This is a genomic window from Pseudomonas sp. AOB-7, assembly GCF_003696305.1.
Classification (GTDB): Bacteria; Pseudomonadota; Gammaproteobacteria; order Pseudomonadales; family Pseudomonadaceae; genus Aquipseudomonas.
Window position 1 is genome coordinate 457430 of record NZ_RFFK01000001.1, and the last position, 15876, is coordinate 473305.

Sequence of the window (15876 nt, forward strand, 5' to 3'; positions counted from 1 at the left end):
CCCATGACCGTCGCCATCGACCAAGCCGTCGCCGACTTCCAGGCCGAGGCCACCAGCGGCAAGCAGGTGAAGCTGTCCGACCTCAAGGGCCAGCAGGTCGTGCTGTATTTCTACCCCAAGGACGCGACCCCGGGCTGCACCACCGAGGGCCTGGACTTCCGCGCTCGCTTCGCCCAGTTCCAGGCGGCCAATACGCAGATCTTCGGCGTGTCGATGGACAGCCTGAAGAAGCACGAAAGCTTCAAGTGCAAGCAGGAGTTCCCCTTCGAACTGATCAGCGACCCGGATCACCAGCTGTGCGAGCAGTTCGGCGTGTACCAGCTGAAGAAGAACTACGGCAAGGAATACATGGGCATCGTGCGCAGCACCTTCCTCATCGACAAAGACGGCGTGTTGCGCCAGGAGTGGCGCAGCGTCAAGGTCGCCGGGCATGTCGACGAGGTGCTGGCGGCAGCCGAGGCCCTGCACAAGGCCTGACCCTCACCGCTATCGAAAAAGGCCGCAATTGCGGCCTTTTTTCCGTCCGTGCTCTATTTGTCTCTCACTCGGCAGACACCGGCTCAATCCGCGGCCAGGCGTTGAGCACCGCCTTGAACAGGGTCGCCAGCGGGATGGCGAAGAACACTCCCCAGAAGCCCCACAAGCCGCCGAACAGCAGCACCGCGCAGATGATCGCCACCGGGTGCAGGTTGACCGCCTCGGAGAACAGCAGCGGCACCAGCACGTTGCCGTCCAGCGCCTGGATGATGCCGTAGACCACCATCAGGTAGAGGAACTGGTCGCTCCAGCCCCACTGGAACAGGCCGATCAGCGCCACCGGCACCGTCACCACCACCGCGCCGATATAGGGCACCACCACCGACAGGCCGACCAGCAGCGCCAGCAGCGCGGCATAGTTGAGGCCCAGGTAGGCGAAGGCGATATAGGTGACCACGCCGCAGATGATGATCTCGATGAACTTGCCGCGGATGTAGTTGGCGATCTGCTGGTTCATCTCCTGCGCCACCTGGGTGATCAGCGCGCGCTCGCGCGGCAGGTAGCCACGGAACCACTGGCCGATCTGTTCGCGATCCTTGAGGAAGAAGAACACCAGGATCGGCACCAGCACCAGGTAGATCATGATGCTGACCAGCATCGGCAGGCTGGACAGGGAGAACGACAGTGCCCACTGACCGAACTTGCCGGCCTCGCCGCGCATGCTGTCGATCAGTTGGACGATCTGCGCGTCGGTGATCAGGTTCGGGTAGCGTTCCGGCAGCAGCAGGAACACCGACTGCCACTCCGCAGCCATCCGCGGCAGCTCGTTGAACAGGGTGCTCAGCTGCTGCCAGAGCAGCGGCATCAGCACCAGCAGAAACACCGTCAGGCCGCCCAGGAACAGGGCGAACACCAGCCACACGGCGAGCACCTGCGGCACCTTCAGGCGCTCCAGGCCGTTGACCAGGCCCTGCATCAGGAAGGCCAGTACCAGGCCGGTCAATACCGGCGCGAGCATGCCGCCGAGGGTCAGCACCACGGCGAAACCGAGCACCAACAGCACCGCCAGCACCACCGCTTGCTCGTCGGAGAAGTAGCGGTGCAGCCAATCGCGTAAAACCTTGACCATCAGAATTCCTTAACCCGGGACAATACCGGCTCACTCATACGCCAGACGCATGAAAAATGACGTGCACGGCCAACAAACGGCGACAGCGCATATGTTTCAAGCCGCTACAGCGGTTTCAAGCCTTGCGCAGCCAGTAGCGATACACCCCGCCCTCCACCTCTTCGTGCAGCAGGGCATGCCCGGCCAGGCTGGCGAAGGCGCGGAAATCGCGCTGCGAGCCGGCGTCGGTGGCGCTGACCTTGAGCACCGCGCCGCTGGCCAGGCGATTGAGCTCGAGCTTGGCCTTGAGCAAGGGCAGCGGGCAGTTCAGCCCGCAGGCATCCAATTCGGCATCGAAGGCCGGTACGTCTGTCATCGTCTACTCCATAAAGGCGGCTAGGATACCCAAGGCTGAAGAACCCTGGCCAGCGCCGCAGCTGGCCGGCTACAGTAACGCCTTTGCCGCCTGAGAGCCTTGAGTGCATGACTTTTCTGCGCCCTACCCTGTTGACGCTCGCCTGCCTGTTCGCCGGCCAGATCGGAGCCAGTGACCTGCCGTCGCTGGGCGACGCCAGTTCCTCGATCGTCTCGCCGCAGCAGGAACACCAGCTCGGCCGCGCCTGGCTGGGCCTGCTGCGCGGCCAGGTGGCCCAGCTAGACGACCCGCAGCTCAAGGACTTCGTCGAGACCAGCGTCTATCGCCTGTCGGAAACCAGCCAGCTGCAGGATCGCCGCCTGGAGTTCGTGCTGCTCAACAGCCCACAACTGAACGCCTTCGCCGCGCCCGGCGGGATCATCGGGGTCAACGGCGGCCTGTTCCTCTATGCGCAGACCGAAGCCGAATACGCCTCGGTGATGGCGCACGAACTGGCGCACCTGTCGCAGCGCCACTTCGCCCGCGGCGTCGAGGCCCAGCAACGCATGCAGCTGCCGGTGATGGCGGCCATGCTCGCCGGCATAGTCGCGGCGGCGGCCGGCGCCGGTGATGCCGGCATGGCGGCGATCATGTCGACCCAGGCAGCGGCGATTCAGGAGCAGCGCCGCTTCTCCCGGCAGAACGAACAGGAGGCCGACCGTATCGGCCTGCTCAACCTGGAAAAGGCCGGCTACGACCCGCGCGCCATGCCGCTGATGTTCGAGCGGCTGATGCGCCAGTACCGCTACGACGCCAAGCCGCCGGAATTCCTGCTCACCCACCCGGTGTCCGAATCGCGTATCGCCGATACCCGCAACCGCGCCGAGCAGTACCCGGCCCAGGGCCGCGAAGACAGCCTGCGCTACCAGCTGATGCGCGCCCGCGTGCAGCTGACCTACGAGGAAACCCCGGGGGTGGCGGCCAAGCGTTTTCGCGCCATGCTCGACGAGAACCCCGGCCTCGACGCCGCGCGTTACGGCCTGGCATTGGCGCAGATGAAAACCGGCCAGCTCGGCGAAGCCGGACAGACCCTGGCGCCCCTGCTGAGCAAGGCGCCGGAGGATATCGTCTACAACCTGGCGCAGATCGAACTGGACATGGCCGCGAACCACCTGGACGCCGCACAGCGGCGCCAGGAGCGCATGTTCGCGCTGTATCCCAGCAACTACCCGCTGCAGCAGGCGCATATCGACCTGTTGCTCAAGCAGCAGCGCACCCGCGAGGCCGAACGGGCGCTGGACGAGTTGCTGAAGAACCGCGCCAAGGATCCGGACGTCTGGTACCAGGTCGCCGAGGTGCGCGGCCTGAGCGGCAACACCATCGGCCTGCACCAGGCCCGCGCCGAGTTCTTCGCCCTGGTCGGCGACTACAACCAGGCCATCGAACAGCTCGACTTCGCCAAGCGCCGCGCCAGCAACAACTTCCAGCTGGCCTCGCGCCTCGACGCCCGTCAGCGCGAGCTGGCCGAGGAAAAGCGCCTGGTGGAGCAGATGCTGCGCTGATCGCACTCCCCTGCGTAGGGTGGATGACGCTTTTTCATCCACCGGGGCGGCGTGATGGTGGATCGGTGAAGCGTGATCCACCCTACGACGCTACACGTCATGTAAAGCGCCCTATCCCGGGTATCGCTGCGCTCAACCCAGGCTACGCAAAGCTCACACCACCTGAATGAAAAAGCCCCGCACTGGGCGGGGCTTGTTCATTTCAGCGGATGGCTCAGGCGCTCTGCGCCAGGTCCATCAGCTCGCGGTTGGCCACCGCGTACATGGCATAGTCGGTGCCGGTGGCCGCGCGCAGCTCGGCCAGCATCAGCTTCCAGCGCTCGACCAGGCGGTGGTGCTGCTCCAGCCACAGCGCCACCCGCGCCTCGATCTCCTGCGGGCCGTCGGCCATCTGCAGCACCGACACGGTGATCGCACGCTGCTGCCAGTCGAGGTCGTCGCGGAAGGCTTCGCGGGCCAGCGCCTGCCAGTTGTTTTCCACCGGCAGGCCGGTGATCTGCTGCAGGTACCAGGACAGCTCCAGCGCGCCGCCGACGGCGAAGTAGGCGGTGGCCACCTCGCTGGCGTCCTTGCCGGTGACGTCCGCCGCCTCGATGATCGGCAGCAGGGTGTACAGGTGGCTGGTGCCGGCCACCACGCGCGCCAGTTCCTCCGGCGTACCCGCCTCGACGAAGCTCTGATAGCGCGCCAGCCACTGCTCACGCGCCGGGCCTTCGAGCAGCTCGTCCAGGCGCCCGACCAGCGCCTCGATGCGCGGCGCGAAGTGCGCCACGTCGCGGGCGGCGTCCAGCTCGTTGCGTCGGCTGCGCAGGAACCAGCGGGTGGCGCGGCGGCCCAGACGCATCAGCTCGTCCATCAGCTGCAGCTGCAGCTCGGCCGGCACCTTGTAGTCCAGCGCCTCGATCTGCGCCCACCAGTGCGGCAGGCGGAACAGGTCGCGGACGATCACATAGGCGCCGGCGACGTTGGCCGCGCTCATGCCGGTGGACTCCTTCAGGCGCTGCACGAAGGTGATGCCCATATGGTTGACCAGGTCGTTGGCGATCTGCGTGCTGACGATCTCGCGCTTGAGGCGATGGCGGCGCATGGCGTCGCCGAACTTCGCGCTGAGCACCGCCGGGAAGGCGGTCTCCATCTCGCGCGCCAGGTAGTCGTCGTCTGGCACCAGGGACTTGAGCAGCGATTCCTTGAGGTCGATCTTGCTGTAGGAGATCAGCACCGACAGCTCCGGCCGGGTCAGGCCCTGGCCGTTGGCGGCGCGCTCGTTGAGCGTTTCGTCGCTGGGCAGGAACTCCAGCGCCCGGTCCAGCTTGCCGGCGCCCTCCAGGGCGTTCATCAGGCGCTTGTACTCGCCGACCCGCTCACGGGCGCGGCGCTCGGCCAGCGACAGCGCCTGGGTCTGCTTGTAGTTGTTGCCCAACACCAGCTCGGAGACGTCGTCGGTCATCTCCACCAGCAGCTTGTTGCGCTGCTTCTCGGTCATATCGCCGGCGGAGACGATTTCGCCGAGCAGGATCTTGATATTGACCTCGTGGTCGGAGCAGTCCACACCGCCGGCGTTGTCGATAAAGTCGGTGTTGCTCGCTCCTCCATTGAGACCGTATTCCACGCGCCCCAACTGAGTCATGCCCAGGTTGCCGCCCTCGCCCACCACCTTGGCGCGCAGCTCGCAGCCGTCCACGCGCAGGGCGTCGTTGGCCTTGTCGCCGACGTCGGCGTGGCTTTCCTTGCTGGATTTCACGTAGGTGCCGATGCCGCCGTTCCACAGCAGGTCGACCGGCGCCTTGAGCAGCGCATTGAGCAGCTCGGTCGGCGCCAGCTTGTCGGCGGCGATATCGAAGCGCGCCTTCATCTGCGGGCTGATGGCGATGCTCTTGGCGCTGCGCAGGAAGATGCCGCCGCCCTCGGAGATCAGCCCCGCGTCGTAGTCGGCCCAGCTCGAGCGCGGCAGATCGAACAGGCGCTTGCGCTCGGCGAAGCTCTTGGCCGCGTCCGGATTGGGGTCGATGAAGATGTGCAGGTGGTTGAAGGCGGCCACCAGCTGCAGCTTGTCCGACAGCAGCATGCCGTTGCCGAACACGTCGCCGGCCATGTCGCCGATGCCGATCACCGTGACGCTGTCCTTCTGCACGTCGATGCCGCGCTCGCGGAAGTGGCGCTGCACGCTGACCCAGCCGCCCTTGGCGGTGATGCCCATGCCCTTGTGGTCGTAACCGGCCGAGCCGCCGGAGGCGAAGGCGTCGCCCAGCCAGAAACCATATTCCGCCGCAATCCCGTTGGCGATGTCGGAGAAGGTCGCGGTGCCCTTGTCGGCCGCCACCACCAGGTAGGGGTCGTCGGCGTCGTGGCGCACCACGCTCACCGGCGGCACCACGGCGCCGTCCTTGAGGTTGTCGGTGATGTCGAGCAGGCCGCTGATGAAGATGCGGTAGCAGGCGATGCCCTCGGCCAGTACCTCGTCGCGGCTACCGCCGACCGGCATCTTGCGCGGCACGAAGCCGCCCTTGGCGCCCATCGGCACGATCACCGCGTTCTTCACCTGCTGCGCCTTGACCAGGCCGAGCACCTCGGTGCGGAAGTCCTCCTCGCGGTCCGACCAGCGCAGGCCGCCGCGGGCGACGTCGCCGAAACGCAGGTGCACGCCCTCGACGCGCGGGCTGTAGACGAAGATCTCGAACTTCGGCGTCGGCCGCGGAATCTCCGGAATCGCTCGCGGGTTGAGCTTGAAGCTGAAATAGCTCTTCGCCGCGCCGCTGGCGTCGGCCTGGTAGAAGTTGGTGCGCAGGGTGGCCTTGATCAGGTCCAGGTAGCGCCGCAGGATGCGGTCTTCGTTGAGCACCGCGACGTTGTCCAGGGCGGCGAGGATGGCCTGCTCGAGTTTCTGCTGCTTGTCTTCCAGGTCCTCGGCGGCGAGCTTGCGCGCCAGGTAGAAGCGGGTGCGGAACAGGCGCACCAGCTCCTTGGCGATATCGGCGTGGTTGACCAGGGTGGCGGCAATGTAGCTCAGGTCGAAGCCCAGGCGGATCTGCTTGAGGTAGCGCGCGTAGGCGCGCAGCAGGGCGACGTCGCGCCAGGGCATGGCGGCGGTCAGCACCAGGCGGTTGAAGGCGTCGTTCTCGGCATCACCGCCGACGATATGGATAAAGGCGTCCTGCAGGGTGTCGTTGAGCTGCTGGATGTCGACGTTGAGGCCTTCGGCGTAGGTGAAGGCGAAGTCGTGGATCCAGAACTCGCGGCCGTCGACGCGGCGCAGCTTGTAGGGGAACTCGCCGAGCACGCGCAGGCCGAGGTTCTCCAGGATCGGCAGGACGTCCGACAGCGGCAGCGGCGTGTCGGCGTGGTACAGCTTGCAGTGCAGTTGCTGGTCGCCCTGCGCCAGCGGCTGGTAGAAGCTCATCACCAGCGGTTTGTCGTTGCTCAGGCTGAGCAGGTGCTGCATGTCCACCACCGCCGAGTGCGGGGCGAAACGCTCGCGGTAGCCGGCCGGGAAGCCGCCGGGGAACTCGGCCAGGACGTTGGTGCCCTGGGCCTCGCCGAGGCTTTCCACCATCAGGCTGACATAGTCATCCTTCCACGAGCGGCAGGCCTGGATGACTTCCTTCTCCAGACGCACGGGGTCGATCTGGGTCTTGTTCTTCGGGTCGACGCGCAGGATGAACTGCACCCGCGCCAGCACCGACTCGGAAAAGAAGGTCCAGAACTCGCAATCGGTGGCCTGCAGGCGCTCCATCAGCACCTGCTGGATCTTCATCCGGGTTTCGGTGGAGTAGACGTCGCGCGGCACGTAGGCCAGGCAGTAGCAGAAGCGGCCGTAGGGGTCGCGGCGCAGGAACACGCGAATCTTGTTGCGCTCCTGGATCTGCACGATGGCCAGGGCGGTGGCGAACAGGTCGTCCACCGGGGTCTGGAACAGGTCGTCGCGCGGCAGCACTTCCAACACCTGGGCCAGTTCCTTACCCAGGTGGGCGCTGCTGTCGAAGCCGGAGCGTTGTTTGATCACGTCCACCTTGCGGCGGATATAGGGGATGTTCCACACGCTCTCGGCGTACACCGCCGAGGTGTACAGGCCCATGAAGCGGCATTCCTTGACCACATTGCCCTTGGCGTCCAGCTCGCGGATCGAGACGAAGTCCGGGTAGGCCGGCCGGTGCACGCGGCTGGGCACGGCGGCCTTGGCGAACGACAGCAGCTGCGGCTCGCGCAGGTAGGCCACCGCTTCCGGCTCGATGTGCAGTTCCTCGGCCTTGAGCCCGCTGCGCAGGCGCTTGGACAGGCCGAGCAGGGATTTCTCGTCGTAAACCAGGGTGCCGCCGTCGGCGCTCGGCGTCACGGTGAACTCCTCGTAGCCGAGGAAGGTGAAGTGGTTGTCCAGCAGCCAACCGAGAAACACCTTGACCTCGTCCAGCTCGGCCTTGTCCACCTTGAGCTTGGCGCGGTCTAGCCAGGCCAGCAGCTCGCGGGCCTTGGCCTTCATCGGCTGGAAGTCGGCGACGCTCATGCGCACGTCGCCGAACACCTCGTGAATGGCCTTCTCCAGGGTCTTCAGCTCACCGGCGCTGGCGCAGCGGTCGATCTCCAGGAACATCAGCGCTTCCTGCAGCACGCCCTCGCCCTGGCTGCCCTTGGGCAGGATCTCCAGCAGCTCGCCGTTCTTGTCGCGGCGCACGCTGAACACGCTGTTCTGCAGGGTGTGGATGCTGTAGCCGCGACGGTTCAGTTCCATGCGCACCGAGTCGACCAGGAACGGGATATCGCCATGCAGGATCTCCACCGCGGTGTGGGTCGACTGCCAGCCGTGCTTCTCGTAGTCGGGGTTGAACGCGCGTACCTGCGGTTTGCCGTGATCGAAACGCTCCAGCATGCGCCAGGCCGACAGGGTGCAGCCGACCAGGTCGGACAGGCGCCGCTGGGTCAGCTCCTCGAGGGCGATGATGCCGAAGAATTGTTCGGCGAACAGCGCCACTTGTGGCAGCGCCTGCTCGCTCACGTGCTGCGCCAGCGCCGCTTGCAGTTGATGCTGGAAGTCGGCTTTGCTGGCCGCCGTAAAGAACGCCATGGTTGTGCTCCATTTTCGACTGGGGGCGTGAAGAGGTGGGGGTGACCGTCGCCACAAGGTTATGGATCAACGTTAGTCTAGGTGACCGCGATTGCATTAAAGTGGCGGTCCCAGAACCCCGGCGAAGTCTTCGACTCGCCGGTCACTCTCGCCGGATGAGCTTAACGATGGAACACCGTGAGGCGCTTGTCGCGCTGCGACATTTTCTTTCAACCCAGATCCTCGGCCAGGAAAAACTCATCGAACGGCTGCTGATCGCCCTGCTCGCCGACGGCCACCTGCTGGTCGAGGGCGCCCCCGGGCTGGCCAAGACCAAGGCGATCAAGGAACTGGCCGAAGGCATCGAGGGCGAGTTCCACCGCATCCAGTTCACCCCCGACCTGCTGCCGGCGGATATCACCGGCACCGAGATCTACCGCCCGGAGACCGGCAGCTTCGTGTTCCAGCAGGGGCCGATCTTCCACAACCTGGTGCTGGCCGACGAGATCAACCGCGCCCCGGCCAAGGTGCAGTCGGCGCTGCTCGAGGCCATGGCCGAGCGCCAGGTCTCGGTGGGCCGCTCGACCTACGACCTGTCGCCGCTGTTTCTGGTGATGGCGACGCAGAACCCCATCGAGCAGGAAGGCACCTACCCGCTGCCCGAAGCCCAGCTCGACCGCTTTTTGATGCACGTGAAGATCGGTTTTCCCGACGCTGCGGTGGAGCGCAAGATCCTCGCCCAGGCGCGCGGCGAGGCGCTGCACGGCGAGACCAAGCCGGAGCACCGGCTCAGCCAGCAGGCGGTGTTCGCCGCGCGCAAGGAAATCCTTGGCCTGTACATGGCCGACGCGGTGGAGGAATACCTGGTGCAGCTGGTGATGGCCAGCCGCACCCCGGCCAAGTTCGACCCCGAACTGGCCGAGTGGATCGCCTACGGCGCCAGCCCGCGCGGCTCCATCGCCCTGGATCGCTGCGCACGCGCCCACGCCTGGCTGGCCGGACGCGACTTCGTCAGCCCCGAGGACATCCAGGCGATGCTGTTCGACGTGCTGCGCCACCGCATCATCCTGTCGTTCGAGGCCGAGGCCTCGGGCATCGACCAGGACCGGGTGATCCAGCGCATCCTCGACGTGGTGGCGGTGGCCTGAATGCGCACCCCTGGCCGCACTGCCGTAGCCCGGATGCAATCCGGGAACGCCCCCTAGACCATGTCCAGCCCCGCCGGCGCCAATGCCATCCACCTCGATCTCGCCGAGCTGATCGAGATGCGCCATCGCGTGCATGAGGTGCCGCTGTTCTCCACCCCGGCGCGGCGCAGCCCGCTGATCGGCCTGCACCACTCCAAGCTGCGCGGGCGCGGCGTCGACTTCGACCAGGTGCGCGTCTACCAGGCCGGCGACGACGTGCGCAACATCGACTGGCGCGTCACCGCGCGCACCCAGGAACCGCACACCAAGCTGTTCCACGAGGAGCGCGAGCGGCCCATCTTCATCCTCGCCGAACAGAGCCAGCGGCTGTTCTTCGGCTCCGGGCAGTGCTTCAAGTCGGTGCTCGCCGCCCGCGCCGCGGCGCTGGTCGGCTGGGCCGCGCTGGCGCACAACGACCGCATCGGCGGCCTGGTGTTCGCCGACACCGAGCACCACGAGGTCAAGCCGCGGCGCAGCAAGCAGAGCCTGCTGCAACTGCTCAACCTGCTGGCCCGCGCCAACCAGGCGCTGGGCCCCGACGCTCCGCCCGGCGCCGCGCGCGACACGCTCGGCCTGGCCCTGCGCCGCGCCCGCGAGGTGCTGCGCCCCGGCAGCCTGGTCATAGTGCTGTGCGACGAGCGCGCGCTGAACGACAACGCCGAGCAGCAGCTGGCCCTGCTCGCCCGCCACACCGACCTGCTGCTGCTGCCGCTGTCCGACCCGCTCGACCACGCCCTGCCGGCCGCCGGCCTGCTGCGCTTCACCCAGGGCGGCGCGCTGCTGGAACTCGACACCCATAACGGCGACCTGCGCCAGGCCTATCGCGCCCAGGCGCAGGCCCGCGAGGCGCGCTGGCAACGCCTGGCGCAGAAGCTCGGTGTGCCGCTGCTGCCGCTGAGTACCCAGGTCGAGCTGATCGAACAGCTGCAGGAACTGCTCAGCGCCCTGCGCCCGAGGAAGGCGCCATGAATCCGCTCGACCAGCTGCAGCCCTTGATCGACCCGCCGCCGGTGCCCTGGTGGCCGCCGGCACCCGGCTGGTGGCTGCTGGCCGTGCTGCTGCCGCTGGCCGGCTGGGGCCTGTGGCGCCTGCTGCGGCGCTGGCGCGTCCGCCGCCGCCAGGTGCGCGCCGAGGCACCGCTGGAGCCGCTGCGCCAGGCCGCCCTGGCGGAGCTGGCGCAACTGCGCAAACCCTACGACGGCGCCCCGGCCGGGCCCTGGCTGCAGCAGCTCAACGCCCTGCTCAAGCGCCTGTGCCGCGAACGCTATCCGGACAGCCACAGCCACGTGCTGAGCAGTCGCGCCTGGCTGGCCTTCCTCGACAACCGCTGCCCGGCCGCCGGCCTGACGCGCTGGATGGTGCTGGTCGAAGGCGCCTACAAGCCGCAGTGCACGCTCAGCGACAAGGCCATCGACGAGCTCGAGCAGGCCGTCGCCACCTGGATTCGCAAGCATGTTTGAGTTCGCCTGGCCCTGGGTCTTCGCCCTCGCCCCACTACCCTGGCTGCTGCGCCTGCTGCTGCCGGCCGCCGACAGCGGCGACGCGGCGCTGCGCGTGACCTTTCTCGACGAGCTGCAGGCGCTCAGCGGCCGCCGCGCCCGCGCCGGCCTGCCGAGCTGGCGCCAGCAGGCGCCGCTGGCCCTGCTCTGGCTCCTGCTGCTGTGCGCCGCGGCCCGCCCGCAATGGGTCGGCGAGCCGCTGCCGCTGCCGGCCAGCGGCCGCGACCTGCTGCTGGCGGTGGATGTCTCCGGCTCCATGGATTACGCCGACATGCTCTGGGACGACGAGCCGATCAGCCGCCTGGAACTGGTCAAGCGCCTGCTCGGCGACTTCATCGAGGACCGCCGCGGCGATCGGGTCGGCCTGATCCTGTTCGGCAGCCAGGCCTACCTGCAGGCGCCGCTGACCTTCGACCGCCACACGGTGCGCACCTGGCTGGACGAGGCGCTGATCGGCATCGCCGGCAAGAACACCGCCATCGGCGACGCCATCGGCCTGGCCGTCAAGCGCCTGCGCCAGCGCCCGGCGCAGAGCCGCGTGCTGGTGCTGATCACCGATGGCGCCAACAACGGCGGCGAGATCGAACCGCTGACCGCCGCACAACTGGCCGCCGAGGAAGGCGTGCGCATCTACACCATCGGCATCGGCGCCGATCCGCAGCAAAGCGGCGTGCTCGGTGCGCTCGGCTTCAGCACCCTCGACCTGGACGAAACCAGCCTGCGCGCCATCGCCGACGCCACCGGCGGCGAGTACTTCCGCGCGCGCAGCCAGGCCGAGCTGAGCCAGATCGAGCTGACCCTGGACCGTCTCGAACCGGTCGCCCAGCAACCCACCCTGGCCCGCCCGGCCCGGGCGCTGTACGCCTGGCCGCTGGCCCTGACACTGCTCGGCAGCCTGCTGCTGGCCAGCCGCACGCTCTGGCCGGACCTGCCGCAACGCTTGCGGAGGCGGGCATGAGCCTGCTCTGGCCGCAATGGCTGCGCCCGCTGTGGCTGCTGCTGGTGCCGCTGCTGGTCTGGCTGCTGTGGCGCCTGTGGCACCGCGAGCGGCAGAGCGGACGCTGGCAACTGCTGCTGCCGGCCGCCTTCCATCAGACCCTGCTGGCGGGCGGCAACGGCCGTGGCAGCCGGCTGCCCTGGCTGGCCCTCGGCCTGGCCTGGCTGCTGGCCGTGCTGGCGCTGCTCGGGCCGAGCTGGCAGCGCGTCGAGCAGAGCAACCAGAAACCGGCCGACCCGCTGCTGGTGCTGATCGAACTGACGCCGCAGATGCTCGCCGCGGACGGCCCGCCGAACCGCCTGGAACAGGCCCGGCGCAAGCTGCTCGACCTGCTCGAAGCCCGGCGCGACGCGCAGACCGCGATCATCGTCTACGCCGGCAGCGCGCACAGCCTGGTGCCGCTGTCCGACGACCTGGCCACCAGCCGCAACCTGCTCGAAGCGCTGAAGCCCTCGCTGATGCCCGAACCGGGTCGGCGCGCCGATCTGGCCGTGGCGCGCGGCCTGCAGTTGCTCGAGCAGGCGCAACTGGGCCAGGGCCGCCTGCTGCTGATCACCAGCGCCCTCGACGAGGAGGAACGCAGCGGCATCCGCCAGGCGCTGGAACGCCGTGCCACGCCGCTGCTGATCCTCGGCATCGGCAGCCGCGAAGGCGCGCCGGTGGTGCAGGAGGACGGCAGCTTCCTCAAGGACGAGCGCGGCGCCATCCTCATCCCGCGCCTGGACACGCCCGGCCTGCGCGAGGTCGCCGAGGCCCACGGCGGCCGCTACGCCCAGGCCCGCCTCGACGACGACGACCTGCGCCGCCTCGGCCTGCTCGATGGCCCGCAGGCGCTGCGTGCCGCCGGCGAGCCGACCCAGCTCGAGGCGCGGATCGACCAGGGCTACTGGCTGCTGCTGCCGCTGCTGCTCCTGGCCGCCTGCGCCGGGCGGCGCGGCTGGCTGTTCTGTCTGCCCCTGCTGCTGATGCTGCCGCCGCAGACCAGCCAGGCCGTGACGTTCGACGACCTGTGGCTGCGCCCGGACCAGCAGGGCCAGCGCCTGCTCCAGGCGCAGCGCCCGGCCGAGGCGGCGCAGCGCTTCGCCGATCCGCAGTGGCAGGGCAAGGCGCTGTACGAGGCCGGCGACTACGCCGCCGCCGCCGAGCGCTTCGCCCAGGGCGACGGCGCCGCCGACCACTACAACCGTGGCAACGCCCTGGCCAAGGGCGGCGAACTGGAGGCGGCGCTGGACGCCTACGAGCAGGCGCTGGAGCGCCAGCCCGAGCTGAGCGCGGCGCAGCACAACAAGGCCCTGGTCGAGGAGGCGCTGCGCCAGCGCCAAGCGCAGCAGCAGTCCGGCGACAACGCGCAAGCGCCACCGCCGAGCCAGGAGGCGGACAGCGGCGAGCCCAACGAGGCCCCGGCCGGCCAGGCTGCCGAGCCGCCGCCGAGCCAACCGGCGCAAGCGAACCGCCCGGACGAAGCGGGCGACAACGGCGAGCCGCAGCCGGGCGAGAGTGACGACAACGCCGCCTCGACAGCGCCGGGCGACGAAGCAGCGGCGGATACCGGCACCGCCGAAGGCCCGCTGGCGGAAGAACAGCTGGGCTCGGCCGACGAGCGCCAGCAAGCGCTGGAACAATGGCTGCGACAGATTCCGGACGACCCGGCCGAGCTGTTGCGGCGAAAATTCTGGTACGAACAGCAACAGCGTCAGGAACCCTCCCGATGAAGCGTCTAGCCACGCTGCTCCTTCTCCTGCTGGCCGGCCAGGCCAGCGCCGAGGCCTTCTTCGCCAGCGTCGACCGCACCCGCCTGAACGAAGGCGAGACCGTGGTGCTGACCCTCGAGTCCACCGACCCGACCCGTTTCGGCCGGCCGGACCTGAGTCCGCTGGACGAGCACTTCGAAATCCTCGGCAGCCGCCAGGTCAACCGCCTGAGCAACCTCGGCGACACGCCGCGCGCCGCCACGCGCTGGATCCTCACCCTGCAACCCAAACACAGCGGCGAGGTGGTGATCCCGCCGATCCGCCTGGAAGATGCCGAAACCCTGCCCATCACCCTGCAGGTGCAGGCGACCGGCGAGCCGGGCAACGGCGAGAAGCTGGCGCCGGTGTTCATCGACGCCAGCCTGGATCAGGACAGCGTCTACGTGCAGGCCCAGGCCGTGCTGACCCTGCGCATCTACCACTCGGTGTCGATGTACGACGACAGCAGCCTGACCCCGCTGCAGATGCAGGATGCACGCATCGAGCAACTGGGCGAGCCGCGCACCTACGAGAAGACCATCGGCGGCGTGCGCCACGGCGTGATCGAGCTGCAGTACGCCATCTACCCGCAGCGCAGCGGCGAGCTGAGCATCCCCGGTCAGGTGTTCAGCGCCACCCTGGTCGACCGCTCGCGCGGCGACGACTTCCTGCCCTTCGGCCCGCGCGCCGGCAAGGTGTCGCGGGTCAAATCGCCGGACATCCCGCTGCAGGTCAAAGCCAAGCCGGCCGAGTACCCGGCCGACGCCCCCTGGCTGCCGGCACGCGCCCTGGGCCTGGCGGAAACCTGGAACCCGCAGCCGGGACAGAGCCGGGTCGGCGAGTCGCTGACCCGCCGCCTGATCCTCAAGGTCGATGGCCTGTCCAGCGCCCAGCTGCCGCCACTGCCCGCCACCCAGGTCGACGGCCTGCGCCGTTATCCGGATCAGCCGCAGCTCAGCGACCAGCGCAGCGAAACCGGCATCATCGGCAGCCGCGAAGACCGCGAGGCGCTGGTGCCGAGCCGCAGCGGCAGCTTCGAGCTGCCGGCGCTGGAGGTGCTGTGGTGGAACACCCAGACCGACAGCCTGGAACGCACCGCCCTGCCCGCGCGCACCCTGCAGGTGGCGGAAAACCCGCAGTTGCACAGCGACGAGCCGGCCAGCCCTAGCGTGGTGACCACGCAGGTGCTCGAAGGCCCGCCGTTGTGGCCCTGGCAGCTGGCCTGCGCCCTGCTCGCCGGCACCAGCCTGCTCGGTTTCGGCCTGTGGTGGCACGCCCGGCGCCAGCCGGCGATCCAACGCGCCGCGCAAAGCGGCCCGAGCCCGCGCACCCTGCTCGACGACCTCAAGCGCGCCTGCCTGGTCGGCGATGCCCAGACCACCCGCCACGCCCTCGACGCCTGGGCGCGCCAGCAGCCGGAAACCCTGGCCGACATGGCGGCGCGCTACGTGCCGCTGTCCGACGCCCTCGACGGCCTCAACGGCGCGCTGTACAGCGAGACCGGCCAGCAGTGGCAGGGCGAGGAATTGTGGAAAGCGATCCGCAACCTGCCGGCCGCCCAGCAACCGAGCACCGCCACGCAGGAAAGCAGCGCGCTGCCGCCGCTCTACCCACGCTGACGGCGATATTGCGGGTGCGCACGGCGCCGCCAGGGTCGATCGCAGGCAGGCTTGGGTAGGGTGCGCCGCGCGCACCGGCTATCGGGCATTTATCCGCTGTAGCCGTCCACCCTTGATCGGCAGCCGTTGTCGGTAGTTCGCCAACGCAGGACGTCCCCCCCGTATCCATCGGAACCGGCTGCCGGCGAAGGCCCCGGATTTCATCCGGGCTACCGGCGCCAGCGCGTGCCTTCGCCAGCGCCCCCCGGTTGACGGACGAGCCTGGCGGCCTATCCGCCCTGCGGCGCGGCGCACCCCAGCGCCATAA

General features: G+C 68.5%; 11 protein-coding genes. 8 read left to right on the top strand and 3 right to left on the bottom strand.

The features are described from left to right. Positions 1-3 precede the first annotated feature (3 nt). Positions 4-477, top strand: a complete 474-nt coding sequence (locus tag EA796_RS02230) for a peroxiredoxin (protein WP_122107366.1) — start codon at positions 4-6, stop codon at positions 475-477. Positions 478-541: 64 nt separating this feature from the next. Here EA796_RS02230 and EA796_RS02235 read toward each other — a convergent pair whose 3' ends face one another. Together EA796_RS02235 and EA796_RS02240 are read right to left on the bottom strand one after the other, a co-directional pair. After that, positions 542-1606: an AI-2E family transporter gene (locus EA796_RS02235; RefSeq protein WP_122107367.1), complete on the bottom strand. Its 1065-nt coding sequence runs from the start codon at positions 1604-1606 to the stop codon at positions 542-544. 115 nt (positions 1607-1721) lie between these two features. Next, a complete protein-coding gene (locus EA796_RS02240; RefSeq protein WP_021444960.1) occupies positions 1722-1961 on the bottom strand; it encodes a sulfurtransferase TusA family protein in 240 nt (79 codons plus the stop codon). A 107-nt stretch (positions 1962-2068) separates the two neighbouring features. Between EA796_RS02240 and EA796_RS02245 the strand changes: the two genes are divergently transcribed. After that, a complete protein-coding gene (locus tag EA796_RS02245) occupies positions 2069-3502 on the top strand; it encodes a M48 family metalloprotease (protein WP_122107368.1) in 1434 nt (477 codons plus the stop codon). A 214-nt stretch (positions 3503-3716) separates the two neighbouring features. Here the strand turns inward: EA796_RS02245 and EA796_RS02250 are convergent, their stop codons facing one another. After that, positions 3717-8558, bottom strand: a complete 4842-nt coding sequence (locus EA796_RS02250; RefSeq protein ID WP_122107369.1) for an NAD-glutamate dehydrogenase — start codon at positions 8556-8558, stop codon at positions 3717-3719. Between the two features lie 167 nt (positions 8559-8725). Here EA796_RS02250 and EA796_RS02255 point away from each other — a divergent pair, with 167 nt between their 5' ends. From EA796_RS02255 to EA796_RS02280, 6 genes are read left to right on the top strand one after another with little or no spacing between them, the layout of a single operon-like run. After that, entirely contained in the window at positions 8726-9685 is a 960-nt protein-coding gene (locus EA796_RS02255; protein WP_122107370.1) for a MoxR family ATPase, read from the top strand. 60 nt (positions 9686-9745) lie between these two features. Continuing rightward, positions 9746-10693 (top strand): DUF58 domain-containing protein, encoded by a 948-nt coding sequence (locus EA796_RS02260; RefSeq protein WP_122107371.1) that lies wholly within the window; start codon positions 9746-9748, stop codon positions 10691-10693. Beyond that, positions 10690-11184 (top strand): DUF4381 domain-containing protein, encoded by a 495-nt coding sequence (locus tag EA796_RS02265; protein WP_122107372.1) that lies wholly within the window; start codon positions 10690-10692, stop codon positions 11182-11184. The genes EA796_RS02260 and EA796_RS02265 overlap by 4 nt, the downstream gene beginning before the upstream one ends. Beyond that, positions 11177-12181 carry a VWA domain-containing protein gene (locus EA796_RS02270; RefSeq protein ID WP_122107373.1) on the top strand — a complete coding sequence of 335 codons (1005 nt, stop codon included), beginning with the start codon at positions 11177-11179 and terminating at the stop codon, positions 12179-12181. Before EA796_RS02265 ends, EA796_RS02270 begins: the two co-directional genes overlap by 8 nt. After that, a complete protein-coding gene (locus EA796_RS02275) occupies positions 12178-13932 on the top strand; it encodes a VWA domain-containing protein (protein ID WP_122107374.1) in 1755 nt (584 codons plus the stop codon). Before EA796_RS02270 ends, EA796_RS02275 begins: the two co-directional genes overlap by 4 nt. Further along, positions 13929-15569, top strand: coding sequence for a BatD family protein (locus EA796_RS02280; protein WP_122107375.1), 1641 nt, complete (start codon positions 13929-13931; stop codon positions 15567-15569). Before EA796_RS02275 ends, EA796_RS02280 begins: the two co-directional genes overlap by 4 nt. The last annotated feature ends 307 nt before the right edge of the window (positions 15570-15876 follow it).

Coding starts and splice junctions, on each gene's coding strand:
- EA796_RS02230 (WP_122107366.1), top strand. CDS start 4: ATGACCGTCGCCATCGACCAAGCCGTCGCCGACTTCCAGGCCGAGGCC.
- EA796_RS02235 (WP_122107367.1), bottom strand. CDS start 1,606: ATGGTCAAGGTTTTACGCGATTGGCTGCACCGCTACTTCTCCGACGAG.
- EA796_RS02240 (WP_021444960.1), bottom strand. CDS start 1,961: ATGACAGACGTACCGGCCTTCGATGCCGAATTGGATGCCTGCGGGCTG.
- EA796_RS02245 (WP_122107368.1), top strand. CDS start 2,069: ATGACTTTTCTGCGCCCTACCCTGTTGACGCTCGCCTGCCTGTTCGCC.
- EA796_RS02250 (WP_122107369.1), bottom strand. CDS start 8,558: ATGGCGTTCTTTACGGCGGCCAGCAAAGCCGACTTCCAGCATCAACTG.
- EA796_RS02255 (WP_122107370.1), top strand. CDS start 8,726: ATGGAACACCGTGAGGCGCTTGTCGCGCTGCGACATTTTCTTTCAACC.
- EA796_RS02260 (WP_122107371.1), top strand. CDS start 9,746: ATGTCCAGCCCCGCCGGCGCCAATGCCATCCACCTCGATCTCGCCGAG.
- EA796_RS02265 (WP_122107372.1), top strand. CDS start 10,690: ATGAATCCGCTCGACCAGCTGCAGCCCTTGATCGACCCGCCGCCGGTG.
- EA796_RS02270 (WP_122107373.1), top strand. CDS start 11,177: ATGTTTGAGTTCGCCTGGCCCTGGGTCTTCGCCCTCGCCCCACTACCC.
- EA796_RS02275 (WP_122107374.1), top strand. CDS start 12,178: ATGAGCCTGCTCTGGCCGCAATGGCTGCGCCCGCTGTGGCTGCTGCTG.
- EA796_RS02280 (WP_122107375.1), top strand. CDS start 13,929: ATGAAGCGTCTAGCCACGCTGCTCCTTCTCCTGCTGGCCGGCCAGGCC.